Consider the following 22,243-nt stretch of genomic DNA (forward strand, 5'->3'; position numbering starts at 1 on the left):
ACTGCCGGACCGTTGGGCGACGAGCCGTTGCCGCGACCGTTCCCGTGCGGCAGGAAACGGCGTGGAACGAGACGCGCGCGCGACGAGCGGGCGAGACGCAGACGGACGCAGGAAAGCGGAGGCCGCGGAGGCGGCCCCGCCCCACGGATGGAGACACGAAGAGCATGCCCACGAAGAAGGACGCGCAGTCGCCTGCGCCGCACGCTGCCGACACCCATGACCTGATCCGTGTGCACGGCGCGCGCGTGAACAACCTCAAGGACGTCAGCGTCGAGATCCCGAAGCGTCGGCTGACGGTGTTCACCGGCGTCTCCGGCTCGGGCAAGAGCTCGCTGGTGTTCGGCACGCTCGCCGCGGAGTCGCAGCGGATGATCAACGAGACCTACAGTGCGTTCGTCCAGGGCTTCATGCCGACGCAGGCGCGTCCCGAGGTCGACGTGCTCGAAGGACTGACGACCGCGATCATCGTCGACCAGCAGCGGCTGGGCTCCGACCCCCGTTCCACGGTCGGCACCGCGACCGACGCCAACGCGATGCTGCGCATCCTCTTCAGCCGGCTCGGCAAGCCGCACATCGGCTCGCCCAAGGCGTTCTCGTTCAACGTCGCCTCGATCAGCGGGGCCGGCGCGGTCACCATGGAGCGCGCCGGACGGACCGTGAAGGAGCGCCGCGACTTCCAGATCATCGGCGGTATGTGCCCGCGCTGCGAGGGCCGCGGCACGGTCTCCGACATCGACCTCACACAGCTCTACGACGACTCCAAGTCGCTGGCCGAGGGTGCGTTCACCATTCCCGGCTGGAAGTCGGACAGCTTCTGGACGGTGCGGGTCTACGCCGAGTCGGGCCTGCTCGACCCGGACAAGCCGATCCGCGAGTTCACCAAGAGGGAGATGCAGGACTTCCTCCACAAGGAGCCCGTCAAGGTCAAGGTCGAGGGCGTGAACCTCACCTACGAAGGCCTGATCCCCAAGATCCAGAAGTCCTTCCTGTCCAAGGACCGGGAGGCGATGCAGCCGCACATCCGCGCGTTCGTGGACCGTGCGGTCACCTTCACCACCTGCCCCGAGTGCGACGGCACCCGGCTCGGCGAAGCGGCCCGGTCGTCGAAGATCGCCGGGATCAGCATCGCCGACGCCTGTGCGATGCAGATCAGCGACCTGGCCGAATGGGTCCGCGGCCTCGACGAGCCCTCGGTCGCGCCGCTGCTCACCACGCTCCTCGGGACCCTCGACTCCTTCGTGGAGATCGGGCTCGGCTACCTCTCGCTCGACCGGTCGGCGGGGACGCTCTCCGGAGGCGAGGCGCAGCGCGTCAAGATGATCCGTCACCTCGGCTCCTCGCTCACCGATGTCACCTACGTCTTCGACGAGCCCACCATCGGCCTGCACCCGCACGACATCCAGCGGATGAACGACCTGCTCCTGCGACTCCGGGACAAGGGCAACACGGTGCTCGTCGTGGAGCACAAGCCGGAGACGATCGTGATCGCCGACCACGTCGTCGACCTGGGACCCGGCGCGGGTACGGGCGGTGGCACCGTCTGCTTCGAGGGCACCGTCGAGGGGCTGAGGGCAGGCGACACCGTCACCGGCCGCCATTTCGACGACCGGGCGGCCCCCAAGGAGGAAGTGCGAAAGGCAACCGGCACGCTGGAGATCCGCGGCGCGGCGACGCACAACCTGCGCGACGTGGACGTCGACATCCCGCTGGGGGTGCTCGTCGTCGTCACCGGTGTCGCCGGGTCCGGCAAGAGCTCGCTGGTGCACGGGTCGATCCCCGCGGGCGAGGGTGTCGTGTCGATCGACCAGGCCGCGATCCGCGGTTCGCGGCGGAGCAACCCGGCGACGTACACCGGACTGCTCGACCCCATCCGGAAGGCGTTCGCGAAGGCCAACGGGGTGAAGCCGGCGCTGTTCAGCGCCAACTCCGAGGGTGCCTGTCCCACCTGCAACGGTGCCGGAGTCATCTACACCGACCTGGCGATGATGGCCGGTGTCGCCTCCACCTGCGAGGAGTGCGAGGGAAAGCGGTTCCACGCCTCGGTCCTGGAGCACCACTTCGGCGGCCGCGACATCAGCGAGGTGCTCGCGATGTCGGTGGCCGAGGCCGCCGGGTTCTTCGGCGACGGCGAGGCGCGCACACCGGCCGCGCACCGGATCCTGGAGCGGCTCGCCGACGTCGGGCTCGGCTACCTCAGCCTCGGCCAGCCCCTCACCACCCTGTCCGGCGGCGAGCGGCAGCGGCTCAAGCTGGCGACCCACATGGGCGAGAAGGGCGGCGTCTACATCCTGGACGAGCCCACCACCGGCCTCCACCTCGCCGATGTGGAGCAGCTGCTCGGCCTGCTCGACCGGCTCGTGGACTCCGGCAAGTCGGTCATCGTCGTCGAGCACCACCAGGCGGTCATGGCGCACGCCGACTGGATCGTCGACCTCGGCCCCGGCGCCGGACACGACGGCGGCCGGATCGTCTTCGAGGGCACACCCGCCGACCTCGTCGCCGCCCGCACCACCCTCACCGGCGAGCACCTCGCGGCCTACGTGGGCGCCTGACGAGGGGCGAGGGACCCGCCCTCCGCGAACACCGGGGGACGGGGCCGTCATCCGTACCGGCTCGGCCCCGCCCCCCGGTGACCGCGCCCGCTTCTCCGGCGGGCGCGGCCACGCCGTATCAGGAACGTATACGAACGCAACGCACGGACACGCCGGACGTGATGCGCCCATGGCCCCGCCGCGGCGCGCAAAGCTCCGTCGAGTGCCCCGGGTACCCTCTTCCCCGTGTCCGCCTCGCCCCCGCACCGCGTCGCCGTCCTCGTGCTCGAAGGCGCGAAGCCCCTCGATGTCGGTATCCCCGCGCAGGTGTTCACGACCCGCGCGAGCATGCCGTACGAGGTGCGGGTGTGCGGTGCGGCGCCCGGTCTCGTGACCGGCGGCGACGGCCTGTCGTACGACGTCGCCCACGGCATCGACGCCCTGGCGTGGGCTGACATCGTCTTCGTTCCCGGCTACCGGCACCCGGACCGTGAGGACCCCCCGCAGGCCGTCATCGAGGCGCTGATCGCCGCCCACGACCGGGGTGCGCGGCTCGCGGCCATCTCGACGGGTGCCTTCGCGCTCGCCGCCACGGGACTGCTCGACGGCCGGCGCGCCACGACGCACTGGCACTACACGCGGGCACTGGCGGCGAAGCGTCCGCTCGTACGGGTCGACGCGAACGTCCTGTTCGTGGACGAGGGCAGCGTGCTGACGTCGGCCGGCGCAGCCTCGGGCATCGACCTGTGCCTGCACATCCTGCGCGGTGATCTGGGGGTGTCCGCGTCGAACCATGCGGCGCGGCGCCTGGTGGCGGCCCCCTACCGCAGCGGCGGTCAGGCGCAGTACGTGCCGCGCAGTGTGCCCGAGTCGCTCGGTGAGCGGTTCGCCGCCACCCGGGAGTGGGCGCTGCACCGGCTCGGAGAGCCCCTCACCCTCGACGTGCTCGCCCGGCACGCGGCGGTCTCGCCGCGCACGTTCTCCCGGCGCTTCGTCGAGGACACCGGGTACACGCCGATGCAGTGGGTCATGCGAGCCCGCATCGACGTGGCCCGTGAGCTGCTGGAGCGTTCGCAGCGGGGCATCGAGCAGATCGCCGCCGACGTCGGACTCGGCACCGGGGCGAATCTGCGGCTGCACTTCCAGCGCATCCTCGACACCACGCCGAGCGAGTACCGGCGCACCTTCGCCCAGGGGCAGTAGCCCTGGCGTGATCCTTGCGGACCCTGGCGATCACGCCGCTGTCACCGGCGGACACCGCGCGGGAACCTGGTGGTAACCCGAAGGGACACCACACATGACTCGCATCGCCATCAACGGATTCGGCCGCATCGGACGCAATGTGCTGCGCGCACTGCTCGAACGCGACAGCGACCTCGAGATCGTCGCCGTCAACGACCTCACAGAACCCGCCACCCTCGCGCGGCTGCTGGCCTATGACACGACGGCGGGCCGGCTCGGCCGTCCGGTGACCGTCGACGGGAGCACCCTCGTCGTCGACGGCCGTCGCATCACCGTGCTCGCCGAGCGCGAACCGGCGCAGCTGCCCTGGGCCGAGCTCGGCGTCGACATCGTGCTCGAGGCGACCGGCCGCTTCACGTCGGCCAAGGCCGCCGGCGCCCATCTCGACGCGGGTGCGAAGAAGGTACTCATCAGCGCGCCGGCCGACGGCGCCGACGTCACACTCGCGTTCGGAGTCAACACCGACGCGTACGACCCTGCCGCGCACACGATCATCTCGAACGCCTCGTGCACGACCAACGCGCTCGCGCCGCTGGCCGCGGTGCTCGACGGTCTCGCCGGCATCGAGCACGGCTTCATGACGACGGTGCACGCCTACACGCAGGAGCAGAACCTGCAGGACGGTCCGCACCGCGACGCCCGTCGCGCCCGCGCGGCCGCCGTCAACATCGTGCCGACCACGACCGGTGCCGCCAAGGCGATCGGGCTCGTGCTGCCGAACCTCGACGGCAAGCTGTCGGGCGACTCGATCCGCGTGCCGGTTCCGGTGGGATCGATCGTCGAACTCAACACGACCGTCGCTCGCGACGTGACCCGCGAGGACGTGCTCGAGGCGTACCGCGCCGCGGCGCAGGGTCCGCTGGCGGGCGTGCTCGAGTACTCGGACGACCCGCTCGTGTCGTCCGACATCACGGGTAATCCTGCCTCGTCGATCTTCGACTCGGCTCTCACCCGCGTCGACGGCCGCCATGTGAAGGTGGTCGCCTGGTACGACAACGAGTGGGGCTTCTCGAACCGCGTCATCGACACGCTCGAGCTGCTCGCCGCGGGCTGACCGGAAACCGGCGCGGCCCGCCTGCGGAGGCCGCGCCGCACGTCGCCCTCGTCGGGAGTCCGGCTCGGACGCATCGACGCGGGACCCGCGTACGCCTTCACGGGGCTCTCCGCGCCGGGCGCCCTTGCCGCCTGTAAGCCGCCTTCACGGGCCTTTCCGTCGGGCCCCTTGCTGCCCGTGAGCCGCCGCCGCGGGCCCACCCGCCGGACGCCCCTGCCGCCCGCATCCCGCCACGTCCTGACAGCCGCACTGCCCGGACGTCCCAGGAGCCCGCCGGGCCGAGGGCGGCGAAACATCCGGCGTGAGTGAAGGACCGCTCACACCCGGTGACACGCATCGCCCGAGTCCGGCTTCGACGACAGCGCGCAGCCGTCGACGGCACACCACAAGGGGCGCCCGCGCATGACCGCGCGGCGGCTATGCACTAGAGTTATCTCGACATCGAGATATCTGCCGAGGCGTACCGCAGCCGCCGCCCGGTAAGGGTTACCTAACTAACCCTTACCTTAGCGGATGGTGGGGGCCGCAGGCGGCACCGAGCGGCGCAGGCCGCCATGAGGCGCGGCGCGGTGATACGCGCACATTGAAGAAGGAGACTGTCGTGTCGGCGAACAGCTTCGACGCCCGCAGCACGCTGCGCGTGGGCGACGAGTCGTACGAGATCTTCAAGCTGGACAAGGTCGAGGGCTCCGCGCGCCTCCCTTACAGCCTGAAGGTGCTGCTGGAGAACCTGCTCCGTACCGAGGACGGCGCGAACATCACCGCCGATCACATCCGGGCACTGGGCGGATGGGACTCGCAGGCCCAGCCCAGCCAGGAGATCCAGTTCACGCCGGCCCGCGTGATCATGCAGGACTTCACGGGCGTCCCGTGCGTCGTGGACCTCGCCACCATGCGTGAGGCCGTGAAGGAGCTCGGCGGCGACCCGGCGAAGATCAACCCGCTGGCCCCGGCCGAGCTGGTCATCGACCACTCCGTCATCGCCGACAAGTTCGGCACCAACGACGCGTTCGCCCAGAACGTCGAGCTGGAGTACGGCCGCAACAAGGAGCGCTACCAGTTCCTGCGCTGGGGCCAGACCGCCTTCGACGAGTTCAAGGTCGTCCCCCCGGGCACAGGCATCGTGCACCAGGTGAACATCGAGCACCTGGCCCGCACGGTCATGGTCCGCAACGGCCAGGCGTACCCCGACACCCTCGTCGGCACCGACTCCCACACCACCATGGTCAACGGCCTCGGTGTGCTCGGCTGGGGCGTCGGCGGCATCGAGGCCGAGGCGGCGATGCTCGGCCAGCCGGTCTCCATGCTCATCCCGCGTGTCGTCGGCTTCAAGCTGACCGGCGAGCTCCCGGCCGGCACCACCGCCACCGACCTCGTGCTGACCATCACCGAGATGCTGCGCAAGCACGGCGTCGTCGGTAAGTTCGTCGAGTTCTACGGTGAGGGCGTCGCCGCCACCTCCCTCGCGAACCGCGCCACCATCGGCAACATGTCGCCGGAGTTCGGCTCCACCGCCGCGATCTTCCCGATCGACGACGAGACGCTGAAGTACCTCCGCCTCACCGGCCGTGACGCCCAGCAGGTCGCGCTCGTCGAGGCGTACGCCAAGGAGCAGGGCCTCTGGCTGGACCCGGCCGCCGAGCCGGACTTCTCCGAGAAGCTGGAGCTCGACCTCTCCACGGTCGTCCCCTCCATCGCCGGCCCGAAGCGCCCGCAGGACCGCATCGTCCTGGCGAACGCCAAGGCGAAGTTCGCCGAGGACGTACGCAACTACGTCAGCGACGACATGGAGGCGAGCAAGGAGTCCTTCCCGGCCTCCGACAGCCCGGCCGTGTCCCCCAACGGCGTCCCGTCGAACCCGGTCACGGTCACGGCCCCGGACGGCACGACGTACGAGCTCGACCACGGCGCCGTCACCGTCGCCGCGATCACCTCCTGCACCAACACCTCGAACCCGTACGTCATGGTCGCCGCGGCGCTCGTGGCCAAGAAGGCGGTCGAGAAGGGTCTGACCCGCAAGCCGTGGGTCAAGACCACCCTCGCCCCGGGCTCCAAGGTCGTCACCGACTACTTCGACAAGGCGGGCCTGACCCCGTACCTCGACAAGGTCGGCTTCAACCTCGTCGGCTACGGCTGCACCACCTGCATCGGCAACTCCGGACCGCTGCCGGAAGAGGTCTCCAAGGCCGTCAACGACCACGACCTGGCCGTGACCTCGGTGCTCTCCGGCAACCGCAACTTCGAGGGCCGGATCAACCCCGACGTCAAGATGAACTACCTGGCGTCCCCGCCGCTGGTCGTCGCGTACGCCATCGCCGGTTCGATGAAGGTCGACATCACCAAGGACGCCCTCGGAGTCGACCAGGACGGCAAGCCCGTCTTCCTCCAGGACATCTGGCCCTCCGAGGCCGAGGTCAACGACGTCGTCGCCAACTCCATCGGCGAGGACATGTTCAACAAGTCCTACCAGGACGTCTTCGCGGGCGACGCCCAGTGGCAGGCGCTCTCGATCCCCACCGGCAACACCTTCGAGTGGGACTCCGAGTCCACCTACGTGCGCAAGCCCCCGTACTTCGAGGGCATGACGATGGAGACGACCCCGGTCGACGACATCACCGGCGCCCGCGTCCTGGCCAAGCTCGGCGACTCGGTCACCACCGACCACATCTCCCCGGCCGGTGCCATCAAGGCCGACACCCCGGCCGGCAAGTACCTCACGGAGCACGGCATCGAGCGCCGTGACTTCAACTCCTACGGCTCGCGCCGAGGCAACCACGAGGTCATGATCCGCGGCACGTTCGCCAACATCCGCCTGCGCAACCAGATCGCGCCGGGCACCGAGGGCGGCTTCACCCGGGACTTCACCCAGGCGGACGGCCCCGTGTCGTTCATCTACGACGCCTCGCAGAACTACCAGGCCGCGGGCACCCCGCTCGTCATCCTGGCGGGCAAGGAGTACGGCTCCGGCTCCTCCCGCGACTGGGCGGCCAAGGGCACCGCGCTCCTGGGCGTCAAGGCCGTCATCGCCGAGTCCTACGAGCGCATCCACCGCTCGAACCTCATCGGCATGGGCGTCCTCCCGCTCCAGTTCCCGGAGGGCCACACCGCCGAGTCCCTCGGCCTGACCGGCGAGGAGACCTTCTCCTTCACCGGTGTGACCGAGCTGAACAACGGCACCACGCCGACCACCGTGAAGGTCACCACCGACACCGGAGTGGAGTTCGACGGCGTCGTCCGCATCGACACCCCCGGTGAGGCTGACTACTACCGCAACGGCGGCATCCTGCAGTACGTGCTGCGCAGCCTGATCCGCAACTAGCGGATCCGGAAGGCAACGAGGGCCGTATCCCCCGGGGTACGGCCCTTCGCCGTTAGGCTCACACACCTGATGAAGAACAATCTGACCTCGCTCGCGGCCAAGGCCGGCCACGAGTCCGTGCGGCGCCACAACCTCAGCCTCGTGCTCCGGACCGTACGCGAAGAGGGCGAGGTCACCCGGGCCCGGGTGGCGAACCTCGTCGGGCTCACCAGGGCCGCCGTCTCCTCCCTCGTCGAGGAACTCCTCGCCCTCGGCTGCCTCAGCGAGTCGGGCAAGACCTCCAGCGGATCGGCCGGGCGCCCCGGCACCGTGCTGAAGCTCGCCCGGACGGGTCCGGCGGGGCTCGGCGTGGAGATCAACATCGACTACGTGTCGGTGTGCGCCGTCGACCTCACCGGTACCGACCGGGTCCGCGTCACCGAGCACACCGACCACCGGGGCGTCCCGGCCGCCGAGGTGCTCGCCCACGCGGCCCGGCTCACCAACCGCGTCATCGGGTCCACCCTCGAACAGGAACTGCGCGTCGTCGGCGTCGAGCTGGCCCTGCCCGGCCTGGTCTCCGGCGGCGTCGTCCGCCAGGCACCCAACCTCGGCTGGAACAGGGTCGCGGCCGAGGGCATCTTCGGGCAGGCGCTCAGCACCCTGCGCCCGGCCGGCCGGGCACTGGCGGTCGGCTCCGACAACGAGGCCAATCTGGCGGCCCTGGCCGAGCTCTGGTTCGGCGGACTCGGGGGCGTACGCACCTTCCTCTACCTCACGGGTGAGATCGGCGTCGGCGGGGCGCTCGTGCTGAACGGCGAGATGCTGCGCGGAGCGCACGGCTTCGCCGGCGAGATCGGCCACATGGTCGTCGACCCGCAGGGCCCGCTCTGCCGCTGCGGTGCGCGCGGCTGCCTGGAGCAGTACGCGGGACGGGCCGCGCTGCTGGAAGCCGCCGGGATCGACCCCGCGACGGGAGTCCGGGGGATCGGCGAGCTGGAACAGCGGGCCGCAGCCGGAGAGGCACGGGCCGTGGAGGCGCTGCGGGAGGCGGGGGACCGGCTGGGCGTGGTCCTGGCCGGCGCGGTGAACCTCTTCGACCCGGAGGCGGTCGTCCTCGGCGGGATATACCGCAATCTGATGCCGTGGCTGGAGGCGTCCGCGGACGCCCAGCTCACCGCGCGCGTGGTGTCCGGCCGCTGGCACGAGAAAGGCAGCCGGCTCCGGGCCTCGTCCCTCTCGGGAGACGCGGCCCGGGGCGCGGCCGCCCGGGTGGTGCACGACGTACTGGCGAACCCGGGGGCGTACGCGCTGCGGTGAGTGCGTACGCCCCCGGGGCGGTGATCAGGCCCGGTGCGCCGCGATCAGCTGCTGATACCAGCGGTAGCTGTCCTTCGGCGTGCGCTCCAGGGTGTCGTAGTCGACCCGGATGATCCCGAACCGCTTCGCGTAGCCCAGCGCCCACTCGAAGTTGTCCAGCAGCGACCACACGTAGTAGCCGCGTACGTCGACACCGGCGTCCATGGCCGCACGCAGAGCCGCCAGGTGCGTGTGGAGGTACTCCACCCGGTCCGCGTCGTGCACGGAGCCGTCCGCGTCCACGCTGTCGTACTCCGCCGAGCCGTTCTCCGTGATGTGCACCGGCGGCAGGGCGTCGCCGTACGTCTGCTTCAGCACGGTCAGCAGGTCGGTGAAGGACTCCGGGACGACCGGCCAGTTCATCGCCGTCTTGCGGACGTCGGGGTAGTTCCCCTCCGCGTACCGGTTGTCCGTGGCGACGCGCAGCGCCGGGTCCGCCTCGCGGTGCGGGGCGGCGGCGATCACGATCGGCCGGTAGTAGTTGATGCCCAGGAAGTCCATCGGCTGCGAGATCAGCTTCAGGTCGCCCTCGCGACGGAAGTCCTGACCGGTGATCAGCTCGCCCCAGGTCTCCTCCTCGGTGGCCGGGTAGCGGCCCGCGAGCAGCGGCTCGGTCCACACGAGGTTGTGCTGGGTGTCGGCGCGGACGACGGCGGCGAGGTCGGCGTCCGACTCGGTGGCCGGGACGTTGCGGTCCAGGTTCAGGGTGATGCCCGCCTCGCGGACACCCGCCGCGCGCAGCGCGTCCATCGCGTGGCCGTGGCCGACCAGCAGGTGGTGCGCGGCTGCCAGCGCCCCACGCCCTTCCTGCGCGCCCGGTGCGTGCCGGCCGACGGAGTAGCCCAGGAACGCGCTGCACCACGGCTCGTTGAGGGTGATCCAGCGCGGCACCCGGTCACCCAGGTGCTCGGCCATGATCGCGGTGTACTCGCCGAACCGCTCCGCCGTCTCCCGTACCCGCCAGCCGCCCCTGTCCTCCAGGGCTTGGGGGAGGTCCCAGTGGTAGAGGGTGGCGGCCGGCTCGATGCCCGCCTCCAGGAGCGAGTCCACGAGCCGGGAGTAGAAGTCGAGACCCTTGGGGTTCACCGCTCCACTGCCCTCGGCCTGGATGCGGGACCAGGCGATGGAGAAGCGGTACGAGTCCACACCCAGGTCGCGGAGCAGCGCCACGTCCTCCGGGTAGCGGTGGTAGTGGTCGCAGGCCACGTCGCCCGTGTCGCCGCCGTCCGTCCTGCCGGGCGTGTGGCTGTAGGTGTCCCAGATGGACGGTCCGCGGCCGTCCTCCCGCACGGCTCCTTCGATCTGGTACGAGGCCGTGGCCGCGCCGAACACGAAGCCGGGCGGGAAGACCGGGAAGTCACTCATGGGGAACCCTTACTTGACCGAGCCACCGGTGATACCGGCGGCGATGTACTTCTGGGACAGGACGAGCAGGACCGCCGCCGGCACCGCGGAGAGCACGGACGCGGCCATGACCGAGCCCCAGTCGCCGACGTGGGCCCCGATGTACTGGTAGATGCCCAGCGTGATCGGCTTGACGTCGTCCGTCGTGTTCAGCGTGAGCGCGAACATGAAGTCGCTCCACGCGTACAGGAAGGAGAACAGTCCGGCGGTGATCAGCGAGTTGCGGCTCATCGGCAGGACGACCTGGACGAACGTGCGGATGCGGCCCGCGCCGTCGACCTCGGCGGCCTCGATGACCTCGCGCGGGATGGAGACCATGAAGGAGCGCATCAGCACGATCGCGAACGGTATGCCCAGCGAGGCGTCCGCCAGCATCAGCCCGAAGTAGGAGTTGACCAGGCCGAGGTCCACGTACGCGCTGTACAGGGCGTTGGCGATGACGATGCCCGGCACCATCTGGGTGATGAGCGTGCCGAAGACGATCGTCCTGCTGCCGGGCAGCTTGAACTGCGCCAGGCCGTAGGCCGCCGGGGCGGAGATCGCCAGACAGATGGCCACGGCGCCGAGCGCCACGGCCAGCGAGGTCAGCAGGTTCGCGCCCTGGTCGGTGATGGCCGAGGTGAAGCCGGAGAAGTCGATGCTCGTCGGCACCGGTCCGACGTCCACCAGGCTGGCGTCCGGCTGCAGGGCGGTGTTGATCATCCAGTACAGCGGGAACAGCATGACGGCGAGGACGACGACGCCGAAGACGGTCGCTCCCCAGCGGCGCTTCGGCCGGTGGGTGGCGGCGGGAGCCGGGGCGGCGGGGATCTGGGTGGTGGTCGCCATGCCGGTCACTTCCCCTCGTTGCGGTTGACCCGCAGGTAGAACACCGCGAAGACGGCGGAGATCAGGATCAGGATGTTGCCGACCACGGCACCGGCCCCGAAGTCCATCTGGACGAAGGAGTTCTGGTAGGTGAGCGTGCCGAGCGTCTGCGTGGAGTCGGCGGGGCCGCCGTCGGTGAGGGCGAGGACCAGGTCGAGGATCTTGACCGTCGACATGAAGCCGAGCACCAGCACCACCGTGATGACGGGCTTGAGCATCGGCAGGGTCACCGAGCGGAACGTGCGCCAGGCGGAGGCGCCGTCGAGCGCGGCCGCCTCGTGCAGTTCCTTGGGGACCTCCTGGAGGCCGCCGTAGAGGATCACCATGTTGAACGGGATGCCGATCCAGATGTTCACCAGGATCACGGAGACCAGCGCCATGCTCGTGCTGGTCAGCCAGGGCGTGTCGCCGCTGAAACCGATGGTTCCCAGGAAGGAGTTGAGGACACCGGTGTCCTGGTCGAAGATGCGCCGCCAGACGATGCCGGAGACGACCATCGGGACCAGCCACGGCAGCAGGATCAGCGAGCGCAGGATCCCGTTCAGCGGGAAGCGGCGGCTGAAGAAGACGGCGAGGGCGAGACCGATGCAGAACTGGCCGACGAGCGATCCGACGGTGAAGAGGATCGTCTGCCACAGGGCCTTGCCGAACAGCCCGTCGTTGAAGACGTTGCTCCAGTTGTCCGTGCCGTTGAACGGCGCCTCGCCGGTGAAGAAGGTGGACGGCGAGTAGTCCTGGAAGCTCATCACGACGTTGCGGACGAGCGGGTAGCCGAAGAACAGGGCCATGAAGATCACGGCGGGGGCGATGAAGCCCCACTGGGCGAGCTGCCTGCGGCGCTTGGCGCGCTGCGGGCTCACCGGCTTCCCGGCCGCGCCGGCCGCCTTGACGTTCCCGCCCGCGGGCGGCGCGGTGGCGGAGGCTGTGGTGGATGACATGGTTCGGTACCTCAGTTCCCGCTCGTGACCTGCTGCTGGGCACGCTTCAGAGCGGCCTCGCTGGACTCGCCGGTGAGGGCGGACTGGAAGGCGCTCTGCAGGGCGAGCGACACGGACGACCACTGCGCGCCGACCTTGGCGGTGCGGGAGCGGGCCGTCGAGACCTGGCCGGCCAGGGCCGCCAGCTCCGGGGCCTTCGTACGCCAGACTGCGGCGGCCTTGCTGTTCGCCGGGACCATCCAGCTGTTCAGGGCGTAGGTGATCTGCTCCTGCTCACCCGCCATACAGCCGATGATCTTGGCGGCGGTCTTCTCGCGCTCGCTGTCACCGGTGTTGGGCACGGTCAGCACGCCGCCGCCCAGCGGACCGACGGAGTCGTCGCCCGCCTTCGGCACCGGGATCTCGGCGATGCCCCAGTTGAGCCCCTTCTTGGCGTTCAGGGTCTCGACCTGCCAGGGGCCGTTGATCATCATGGCCGCGTTGCCGGCCATGAACTGGTCGTTCACGTCGGCCTGGGTCCAGTTGACCGTGGACTTGGAGAGCGAGCCGTCCTTCAGCAGGCCCTTCCAGTAGTCGAGCGCACCGGCTACCTCGGGGCTGTCGAGCTTCGTCTCGTCGCCGCCGTTGGACCACATGAACGGGGTGAACTGGAAGACGCCGTCCTCCGCGCCGCCCGCGCTCAGCGCCAGGCCGTACCGCTTGCCCTGGGTCAGCTCCTTGGCGGTCGACTGCATCTCGGCCCATGTGGTGGGCACCTCGAGCCCGGCCTTGTCGAGGGTGTCCTTGTTGTAGAACAGCGCCAGCGTGTTCACCGTGCGCGCGGCCCCGTAGTACTTCCCGTCGAACGAGCCGAAGTCGACGATGCCCTCGGGGATGTCGGTCGTGGACAGCCCGAGGTCCTTGAGCGGGATCAGCCCGCCGGCCTCGGCGAACGTCGGCATCTCGGAGGCGTCCAGCTGGAGGACGTCCGGCAGCGACTTCGAGGACGCCATGCGCAGCGCCTTCGTCATCAGCTGCGAAGCCGGCACGCTCTGCTGCTCGATGGTGACACCGAGCTGCTTGCTGCACCGCGCGAGCGTGTCTCCGTCCCAGCGGTGGTACGACTCGTCGGTCGAGGAGTTCATGACGGTGTAGACGTCCTCGTCCCGCTGCTGGCCGCACCCGGACAGAACGGTGCCGGCGACGATCGCGGAGACGACGGTGAGGGGGACGGCGATCCGCCTGGTGAGGCGGCTGCGGCGTCGGACCAGGCCGTCCGGGGAAGGTTCTGTCACGGTGGTGCCCTTGCGTCAGAGGGTGGCCGACTCATGGGAACGCTCCCACAAGGTGCTCGTCAAGACCGGGCGCGGGTTCGGCGAGGCCGCGCGCGGAGAATGCGGGTGCCCGGCGGCGGACCGCCGGACACCCGGTACGTCAGCGGACGCCGAGGAGGTGGTCCATCGCGAGCTGGTCCAGGGCCTCGAAGGCCATGGAGCGCCCGGCGGCGGCGTCCACGTCGAACTCCTCGAACGCGGAGCGGTCGGCGAGCAGGCTCTTGAGGCCGTCGGCGGCGGTCGGCAGGGCCAGCTGGTCCAGGCGGGAGGCGAGCAGCGCCTCCTGCACGGCCGGGTCGGCGCGGAAGGCCGCGGCGCGCTCCTTGAGGATCAGGTAGTTCCGCATGCAGTTCTTCGCGGACTCCCAGACACCGTCGATGCCGTCGGTGCGGACCGGCTTGAAGTCGAAGTGGCGGGGGCCCTCGTAGCCGCCCTGCTCCAACAGGTCGACGAGCCAGAAGGCCTGGCGCAGGTCTCCGGCGCCGAAGCGGAAGTCCTGGTCGTACTTGATGCCGGACTGGCCGTTGAGGTCGATGTGGAAGAGCTTGCCGGCCCACATGGCCTGGGCGATGCCGTGCGGGAAGTTCAGGCCGGCCATCTGCTCGTGGCCGGTCTCGGGGTTGACGCCGACGAGCTCCGGGCGCTCCAGGCGCTCGATGAACGCCAGGGCGTGGCCGATCGTGGGCAGGAGGATGTCGCCGCGCGGCTCGTTCGGCTTGGGCTCGATCGCGAAGCGGAGGTCGTAGCCCTTCTCGACGACGTAGTCGCCCAGCAGGTCGAAGGCCTCCTTCATGCGGTCCAGGGCCACGGGCACGTCCTTGGCCCCGCCGGACTCGGCACCCTCGCGGCCGCCCCACGCCACATACGTCTCGGCGCCCAGCTCGGCGGCGAGATCGATGTTGCGGATGGTCTTGCGCAGCGCGTAGCGGCGGACGTCGCGGTCGTTGGAGGTGAAGCCGCCGTCCTTGAACACAGGGTGCGTGAACAGGTTCGTGGTCGCCATCGGGACCTTCATCCCGGTGCGCTCCAGCGCCTCCTTGAAGCGCGCGATGTGCGTGGCGCGCTCGCCCTCGGAGGAGCCGAAGGGGATCAGGTCGTCGTCGTGGAACGTCACGCCGTGGGCGCCGAGCTCGGCCAGACGCTCGACGGACTCGACCGGGTCGAGGGCGGGGCGGGTGGCGTCACCGAAGGGGTCGTTGCCGCGCCAGCCGACAGTCCAGAGACCGAAGGTGAACTTGTCCGCGGAGGTGGGAGTGAAGCGGTCCGACATTGATCAGCCTCTTGTCGACGAAACTCACGGACGGCTGCGCGCCGACCGACCAATTTGTTTGCTTGCAGTACTAATACTCCATCCCGCCGTTGGTTTCTAGACCGTTTCCGTGATGTTTCGTTCACTCGGTGTCAATGTTGCCGATCCGGCGGCCCTGACGGGGGTTCGGATTATCGGGCAATCCGGTGGTTCCTGTCGTGTACGCGCCCGCTCGCTCACATTTGTTTTGTGTACGATCAAAATCGAGAGGACCCGTCGCCGCGCTCGTCGCAGGCGTCCTGACGTCCCGCACCACCGACTTCCGAGACGGCTAAGGACCACCCCCATGAAGTTCACCGACGGCTTCTGGCAGTTGCGCAGCGGTGTGCACGCCTCATACGCCACCGAAGTCCGCGACGTCCGCCTCGACGAGGGCCGTCTCGCCGCCTACGCCGCCGTCAAGCGCGTCGAGCGGCGCGGCGACACACTCAACGCGCCGCTGATCACCGTCGAGGCCCACGCGCCCGCCGAAGGCGTCATCGCGGTACGCCTGACCCACCACGCCGGGAAGCGTCCCAAGGGCCCCGACTTCGAACTGCCGGGCGCCTCGGCGCGGTCCGCGGCCACCGTCCGCACCGAGGGTGCCACCGCCGAGCTGACCAGCGGCCCGCTCACGCTCCGGCTGCCCACCGAGGGCGTCTTCGGACTCGAGTTCCTCGACGGCGACGGCCGGATCCTGACCTCGGCCGGACGCAAGGGAAGCGCGTTCGCGACCGTCGCCGACGGCAGTCACCACATGTTCGCCCAGCTCGCCCTGGGCGTCGGCGAGACCGTCCACGGCCTCGGTGAGCGTTTCACCCCGTACGTGAAGAACGGCCAGACCGTCGACATGTGGCAGGCCGACGGCGGCACCAGCAGCGAGCAGGCGTACAAGAACATCCCGTTCTACCTCTCCTCGCGCGGCTACGGCGTCTTCGTCAACCACCCCGGCAAGGTCTCCTTCGAAGTCGGCTCCGAGGCCGTCGGCCAGGTGCAGTTCAGCGTCGAGGACCAGACCCTCGAGTACTTCGTCGTCGCCGGCCCCACGCCCAAGGACGTCCTGGCCCGCTACGCCTCCCTCACCGGCCTCCCGGCGCTCCCGCCGGCCTGGTCGTTCGGCCTCTGGCTGACCACCTCCTTCACCACCTCGTACGACGAGGCGACGGTGACCTCCTTCGTCGACGGCATGGCCGAGCGCGGCATCCCGCTCAGCGTCTTCCACTTCGACTGCTTCTGGATGCGCGAGTACCAGTGGTGCGACTTCGAGTGGGACCCGGCCGTCTTCCCCGACCCCGAGGGCATGCTCGCCCGGCTCAAGGCCAAGGGCCTGAGGATCTGCGTCTGGATCAACCCGTACATCGGGCAGAAGAGCGCCCTGTACGCGGAGGGCGTGGAGAAGGGCTACTTCGTCCGGACGCCCGACGGCGACATCTGGCAGTGGGACAAGTGGCAGGCCGGCATGGCGCTGGTCGACTTCACCGACCCCGAGGCCACCGCCTGGTTCCAGGGCAAGCTGAAGGGCCTCCTCGACCAGGGCGTCGACGGCTTCAAGACCGACTTCGGCGAGCGCATCCCGACGGACGTCGTCTGGCACGACGGCTCCGACGCGGAGCGCATGCACAACTACTACACGCACCTGTACAACAAGGCCGTCTTCGAGGTCCTGGAGGAGGAGCGCGGCCAGGGCGAGGCCGTGCTCTTCGCCCGCTCGGCCACCGCGGGCGGCCAGCAGTACCCGGTCCACTGGGGCGGCGACTGCTGGTCCTCCTTCGAGGCCATGGCGGAGTCGCTGCGCGGCGGCCTGTCCCTGTCGCTGTCCGGCTTCGGCTTCTGGAGCCACGACATCGGCGGCTTCGAGGGCACCCCCGACCCGGCGGTCTTCAAGCGCTGGCTCGCCTTCGGCCTGCTCTCCTCGCACAGCCGGCTGCACGGCTCCTCGTCGTACCGCGTGCCGTGGGAGTTCGGCGACGAGGCCGTCGACGTGGCCCGGCAGTTCACCCGGCTCAAGCACCGCCTCATGCCGTACCTGTACGGCGTGGCCGTGGAGGCCCACCGCACGGGCGTCCCGATGATGCGTCCGCTGCTGCTGGAGTTCCCCGAGGACCCGACCGCCCGCGCGGCGGACCGCGAGTACCTGCTGGGCCCGGACGTCCTCGTGGCGCCCGTGTTCACCGAGGACGGCCAGGTCGAGTACTACGTCCCCGAGGGCACCTGGACCCACCTGCTCACCGGCGACACGGTCACCGGCCCCACCTGGCGCAGGGAGACCCACGGCTTCGACAGCCTGCCCCTGCTGGTCCGCCAGGGCGCTGTCCTGGCGCTGGGCGCGGACGAGTCCCGCCCGGACGGCGCATGGCTCGACGACCTGGAACTGCGCGTGTTCACCCCGGCCGGAACGGGCGACTTCACCCGCACGGTGACCGTCCCCGACCACACGGGCCAGGTGGCCGCGACGTACGAGGTGGTCCGCGAGAACGGCGAGGTCCGCGTCACGACGGACACGGACCGCCCGTACACGGTGACGGTCGTGGGCGAGCGGGCCTGACCTGCCCGCGGCGGCCCGGAGCGCGGAGGCGCTGCGGGCCGCCCGCCCGTTCCCGGCGCGAGGGGGGAACCGGGGCCGCCCTGCGAGCCGCCCCCGTGCCCGGCCGGGCGGAATGCGATCGTGGGCCGGCGGGTTGGCACGAGCGGCACATACGGCGAGTACGGCGCACAGAGCGGAAGCACCCATGGGCGAGTTGATCCTGATCCGGCACGGCGAGACCGAGTGGTCCCGGTCCGGGCAGCACACGAGCTACACCGACCTGCCCCTGACCGGGCTCGGCGAGCGGCAGGCCCGCGCCCTCGTGCCGCTGCTCGCGGATCGGGAGATCGGGCTCACCCTGGTCAGCCCCTACCTCCGTGCTCTCCGCACCGCCGAGCTGGCCGGCCTGCCGGCGCCCCGTGAGACACCCGATCTGCGGGAGTGGGACTACGGGGCGTACGAGGGCGTGACCACCGTCGACATCCGCCGCACCCGCCCCGACTGGAACCTCTGGACCGACGGCGTCGCCCCCGGCCCGGAGGAGCACCCGGGGGAGAGTCCGGCGGAGGTGGGCGCCCGCGCGGACCGCATCCTGGCGGAGGTCGCGGCGGCGGCGTCACACCTCGGAGGCGCGGACATCGCCCTGGTGGCCCACTCGCACTTCCTACGCGTGCTCACCGCGCGCTACCTGCGGCTGACACCCGCGAGCGGCGAGCTGTTCCAGCTGGCCACGGGCGCGGTCTCCCGCCTCGGCACGGAACACGGCAAGCCGGTCGTGACGGCGCTCAACATGGCCCTGCCGGAGCGGTTGTTCAACGCCATCGGCTGACGGGTGCCGGAGTGCGCCGGCCCCGAGCACGTCGACGGAGTACGTCCGGTGGCCGTTGCCGGAGGCGGGTGTGCCGAACCGCCGGGGGGCATGCCCTCGCGTACGGGGAGGAGGCCGGTGAGGCCGTCGGCCCGGGGACCTTCTGCCGCCCTGCGGACCGCCCCAGCCGTTCCCCATGACGTCCGGTCCGCAGCAGTTCGCCGAATCCCCGGGACGGGCCCACCCGAGGACGCGGGCTCGCCCCGACAGCCGGACCCGCGTGCCCGAGTGGATCACCCGCTCCCCGGCCGACTCCGCCAAAGCCCAGCTGGGCACCGGAGGAGGCGCGCGGGTTCCCGTACCGGGGCGGGCGGTGTCCGTGAGTGGCGCGGCCGGGACCCGGCGGTTACCCCGCCCCCGTATACCGCGCTTCCGGCGAAACCGCCCGGCGGGACGGCTGACCCGTTCTGCGCAAGGCGTTTACACGGTTTCCGGTCGGCGCTAGCCTCCGCAAGTGGGAGCGCTCCCAAGTTCGCACCGCACCCCGGCCCCACCCGGCGCCGCAGCGAAGGGACGTACATCGTGATCCAGCTGACGAGACATCGATTACTGGCGGGCACCCGCCGCAGGGCTCTACTCCTCACCCTGCTCGCAATCCTCACGACCATCCCCGCCCTCGGGCTCGTCGTCACCGCCGGCGAACAGGCCGAGGCGCACGGCACACCCATGAAGCCCGCCAGCCGTACCTTCCTGTGCTGGCAGGACGGGCTGACCGAAACCGGCGAGATCAAACCGGTGAACCCCGCGTGCAAGGCCGCCGCGCAGCAGAGCGGGACCACCCCCTTCTACAACTGGTTCTCCGTGCTGCGCTCCGACGGCGCGGGCCGCACCCGCGGCTTCGTGCCGGACGGTCAGCTGTGCAGTGGTGGCAACACCAACTTCACCGGCTTCAACCAGCCCAGCACCGACTGGCCGGTGACCCATCTGACCGAGGGCTCGACGATCGACTTCTCGTACAACGCCTGGGCGGCGCACCCGGGTTGGTTCTACGTCTACATCACCAAGGACGGCTACGACCCGACGCAGCCGCTCGCCTGGGCCGACATGGAGGAGACCCCCTTCATCTCCGTGGACCACCCGCCCCTCAACGGCAGCCCGGGTACCGTCGAGGCCGACTACAAGTGGACCGGCGCGCTGCCCGACAACAAGGACGGCCGCCACGTCATCTATGTGGTCTGGCAGCGTTCCGACAGCCAGGAGACCTTCTACTCCTGCTCCGACGTGGTCTTCGACGGGGGCAACGGCGAGGTGACCGGGGTCAAGGACGGCTCCACCACCACCCCGACCGAGCCGCCGCCGGGCACCTGCACCGCCACGCGGAGCACCACCGGCAGCTGGAACGGCGGTTACCAGTCGGAGGTCAAGGTCACCAACTCCGGCGACGTGCCGATGCTCGGCTGGATGGTGGAGTGGACACAGCCCGCCGGGCAGAGCATCGCCAGCCTCTGGAGCGGAGCGATGACCACGCAGGGGCAGGAGGTGATGGTCCACAACGCGGGCTGGAACGGCTCGTTGGACCCCGGTCAATCCACGACCTTCGGTTACGTCACCCAGGGCGGCACCCCGGATCCGGCACTGAGACTCGGCTGCCGGGTCGGCTAGGCCCTTCCCTCCGGATCAAGTGGTCGTCGGTCGACGCGTGTCGTCGACCGACGCCCGTTGGGCACGCGCCGAGCCGTTGCTGCAGGATCGGACTCCGGGGCGGGGAGGGCGTGGCGGGATCACCGGCGGGTGATCGACGCGACCGCGTTCACATACCGCACCGGGACACCGTGGAGGGACCTGGCCGAGCGCGCCGGTATGCCGCCCGCGGAAGTGGTCCGCCGGCGGCGCCGGGGCAGAAGGTCCTCACCGCTCGGCTCACCCTGGCCGAGACCGAAGGCGACCTCGACCGGTTCGTCGCGGTCGAGGGCGCCGCTGCCCGTGCCCACCGGCACGCCGCCGGGGCCCGTCGAACGGCCCCGGCGGCGAGCCGGCCGATCAGGCCACGAGGGTGTGGTCGTAGGCCTCGCCGGCGGGCCCGGGCCCTGCGTACGCCTACGTGTCCGCGTCGATCCGCGGCTCTTCCAGAAGCGCCCTCAGGGCCAGGCGGAGCAAGGGGGCCAGTTCCCGGGGTCCTGCGTCACCGAGGGGCTGGACGGCGACTGTTGAGCGGAGCACGGCCATCCCCACGCCCAGTGCGACGACGAGCTGGGAGCGTAGTTCCCGCTCCGTCGTGCCGACATCGGGAAGCGGGTCGACGGAGGCGAGGACGTGGCGGGCGAAGTCCTGAAGCGCGGCGCGCCGCAAGTCGCCCAGGTCGCCTTCGTCCGGGGTGCGCAGCAGCATCAGCACCGGATGTTCGCCGAACTCGGGCCATGCGTCCGCGGAGAACTGGCTCGCGAGCGCGTCGGCCAGCCCCGCGACACCGCTCGGAACATGCCCGTCCGGGTCCAGGAACCGTGGATTGGCGGCGAGCGCGGCCTTGAACAGCCCTTCCTTGGAGCCGAAGTACCGCTTGACGAGAGCGATGTTGACTCCTGCGTCACCGGCCACATCGCGCAGAGTGGTCCGTTCGTAGCCGAGCCGGATGAAGCGCCCGTGTGCGGCACGCAGCAGCGCTGCGCGCGTGGCGGCGGAGTTCCTGCGCTGTCCCGCGCCTTCGGCACTCACCGTTTCCTCGTCCATGACCCCAACCTACTGCGTGGCCACGGCTGCGCAGGAGGCGCGTACCGACCCGTGTAATCACTTGTTGACATGTGGTCGACGGCGTTCTACCGTCCCATGTAATCACTTGTTGACATCACGGTCGGCAGGTGCTGTCGCGACAGAAGGTACGCAATGCCGCAGAGCGCCCTCTTGGTCATGGATGTGCAGAACATCATCGTCGAGCGGTATGCCGACCAGGCGTACGTGAGCCGGCTCCGCGAGGCTGTCGAGGCCGCGAGGGCGGCCGATCACCCGGTGGTTCACGTGACCGTCGGCTTCCGGCCGGGCCGCGCCGAGATCCACCCGCGCAACAAGATGTTCGGTGCTCTCGCCGGGAGAGCGGCCTCGCCGCAGGAGGAATGGGCCAACGCGATCCACCCCGAGGTGACGCCGCTGCCGCTGGAGCCCGTCGTCGTCAAGCGCCGCGTGAGCGCTTTCGCGGGCAGCGACCTGGACATGGTGCTGCGCTCGCAGGGCGTCGATCACCTGGTGCTCGCGGGAATCGCCACCAGTGGGGTCGTGCTGTCCACGGTGCGGCAGGCGGCCGACCTCGACTACGGCCTGACCGTCCTCTCCGACGCGTGCGCGGATGCCGATCCCGAGGTGCATCGCGTGCTGATGGAAAGGGTCTTCCCGCAGCAGGCCGCGGTCACCACGGCGCACGAGTGGGTGGCCGGGTTGCAGCGGTGACGCGCGCGGGGGACGCGTAGGCCCTGCCCACCGGAGCCGTCCGGTGCGGAGGTGGGCCGGCCGGCCCGCCGGGGCGCCCTCGCGCGGGTCCGGCCCCGGTGAACGCGGGTGTGTCACCTGCCGGTCCCGGCGTGGTGACGGAGGCAGGCGGGCGGTTTCGGCGGCGAGTCGTCACGTGC

At 70.3% G+C, this 22,243-nt stretch carries 16 protein-coding genes; 9 read left to right on the top strand and 7 right to left on the bottom strand.

Annotated features, from left to right (window positions below; all coding sequences use genetic code 11):
* Positions 1 to 164: 164 nt before the first annotated feature.
* From OG927_RS26050 to OG927_RS26070, 5 genes are all read left to right on the top strand, one after another.
* Positions 165 to 2,552, top strand: a complete 2,388-nt coding sequence (locus tag OG927_RS26050) for an excinuclease ABC subunit UvrA (protein WP_319100118.1) — start codon at positions 165 to 167, stop codon at positions 2,550 to 2,552.
* A gap of 225 nt (positions 2,553 to 2,777) precedes the next feature.
* Positions 2,778 to 3,734 carry a GlxA family transcriptional regulator gene (locus OG927_RS26055; protein ID WP_319100116.1) on the top strand — a complete coding sequence of 319 codons (957 nt, stop codon included), beginning with the start codon at positions 2,778 to 2,780 and terminating at the stop codon, positions 3,732 to 3,734.
* Positions 3,735 to 3,828: 94 nt separating this feature from the next.
* Positions 3,829 to 4,827 (top strand): type I glyceraldehyde-3-phosphate dehydrogenase, encoded by a 999-nt coding sequence (gene gap / locus OG927_RS26060; protein ID WP_056791725.1) that lies wholly within the window; start codon positions 3,829 to 3,831, stop codon positions 4,825 to 4,827.
* 601 nt (positions 4,828 to 5,428) lie between these two features.
* Positions 5,429 to 8,146: an aconitate hydratase AcnA gene (acnA, locus tag OG927_RS26065; protein ID WP_056791727.1), complete on the top strand. Its 2,718-nt coding sequence runs from the start codon at positions 5,429 to 5,431 to the stop codon at positions 8,144 to 8,146.
* Between the two features lie 69 nt (positions 8,147 to 8,215).
* Positions 8,216 to 9,445, top strand: a complete 1,230-nt coding sequence (locus tag OG927_RS26070) for an ROK family protein (RefSeq protein ID WP_056791729.1) — start codon at positions 8,216 to 8,218, stop codon at positions 9,443 to 9,445.
* A 24-nt stretch (positions 9,446 to 9,469) separates the two neighbouring features.
* Here the strand turns inward: OG927_RS26070 and OG927_RS26075 are convergent, their stop codons facing one another.
* From OG927_RS26075 to xylA, 5 genes are all read right to left on the bottom strand, one after another.
* Positions 9,470 to 10,849: a GH1 family beta-glucosidase gene (locus tag OG927_RS26075; RefSeq protein ID WP_056791731.1), complete on the bottom strand. Its 1,380-nt coding sequence runs from the start codon at positions 10,847 to 10,849 to the stop codon at positions 9,470 to 9,472.
* Positions 10,850 to 10,858: 9 nt separating this feature from the next.
* Positions 10,859 to 11,716 (bottom strand): carbohydrate ABC transporter permease, encoded by an 858-nt coding sequence (locus OG927_RS26080; protein WP_056792484.1) that lies wholly within the window; start codon positions 11,714 to 11,716, stop codon positions 10,859 to 10,861.
* A gap of 5 nt (positions 11,717 to 11,721) precedes the next feature.
* Positions 11,722 to 12,693, bottom strand: a complete 972-nt coding sequence (locus OG927_RS26085; RefSeq protein WP_056791732.1) for a carbohydrate ABC transporter permease — start codon at positions 12,691 to 12,693, stop codon at positions 11,722 to 11,724.
* 11 nt (positions 12,694 to 12,704) lie between these two features.
* Complete coding sequence (locus OG927_RS26090; RefSeq protein ID WP_056791734.1) at positions 12,705 to 13,967, bottom strand: ABC transporter substrate-binding protein; 1,263 nt, start codon at positions 13,965 to 13,967, stop codon at positions 12,705 to 12,707.
* Positions 13,968 to 14,106: 139 nt separating this feature from the next.
* A complete protein-coding gene (gene xylA / locus OG927_RS26095; RefSeq protein WP_056791737.1) occupies positions 14,107 to 15,276 on the bottom strand; it encodes a xylose isomerase in 1,170 nt (389 codons plus the stop codon).
* Between the two features lie 325 nt (positions 15,277 to 15,601).
* Between xylA and yicI the strand changes: the two genes are divergently transcribed.
* The 3 genes from yicI to OG927_RS26110 all read left to right on the top strand — a co-directional run bounded on the left by yicI (position 15,602) and on the right by OG927_RS26110 (position 20,288).
* Positions 15,602 to 17,839: an alpha-xylosidase gene (gene yicI / locus OG927_RS26100; RefSeq protein WP_319100110.1), complete on the top strand. Its 2,238-nt coding sequence runs from the start codon at positions 15,602 to 15,604 to the stop codon at positions 17,837 to 17,839.
* Between the two features lie 184 nt (positions 17,840 to 18,023).
* On the top strand, positions 18,024 to 18,647 hold the full coding sequence (locus tag OG927_RS26105) for a histidine phosphatase family protein (protein WP_056791742.1): 624 nt from the start codon (positions 18,024 to 18,026) through the stop codon (positions 18,645 to 18,647).
* 561 nt (positions 18,648 to 19,208) lie between these two features.
* Positions 19,209 to 20,288 (top strand): lytic polysaccharide monooxygenase auxiliary activity family 9 protein, encoded by a 1,080-nt coding sequence (locus OG927_RS26110; RefSeq protein WP_209469497.1) that lies wholly within the window; start codon positions 19,209 to 19,211, stop codon positions 20,286 to 20,288.
* A gap of 119 nt (positions 20,289 to 20,407) precedes the next feature.
* Here the strand turns inward: OG927_RS26110 and OG927_RS36040 are convergent, their stop codons facing one another.
* Positions 20,408 to 20,617, bottom strand: a complete 210-nt coding sequence (locus OG927_RS36040; RefSeq protein ID WP_408058099.1) for a hypothetical protein — start codon at positions 20,615 to 20,617, stop codon at positions 20,408 to 20,410.
* 106 nt (positions 20,618 to 20,723) lie between these two features.
* Positions 20,724 to 21,353 carry a TetR/AcrR family transcriptional regulator gene (locus OG927_RS26120; RefSeq protein ID WP_056791749.1) on the bottom strand — a complete coding sequence of 210 codons (630 nt, stop codon included), beginning with the start codon at positions 21,351 to 21,353 and terminating at the stop codon, positions 20,724 to 20,726.
* Between the two features lie 153 nt (positions 21,354 to 21,506).
* Between OG927_RS26120 and OG927_RS26125 the strand changes: the two genes are divergently transcribed.
* Complete coding sequence (locus OG927_RS26125; RefSeq protein WP_209469495.1) at positions 21,507 to 22,064, top strand: cysteine hydrolase family protein; 558 nt, start codon at positions 21,507 to 21,509, stop codon at positions 22,062 to 22,064.
* The last annotated feature ends 179 nt before the right edge of the window (positions 22,065 to 22,243 follow it).

Source organism: Streptomyces clavifer, from assembly GCF_036345975.1.
Classification (GTDB): domain Bacteria; phylum Actinomycetota; class Actinomycetes; order Streptomycetales; family Streptomycetaceae; genus Streptomyces; species Streptomyces clavifer.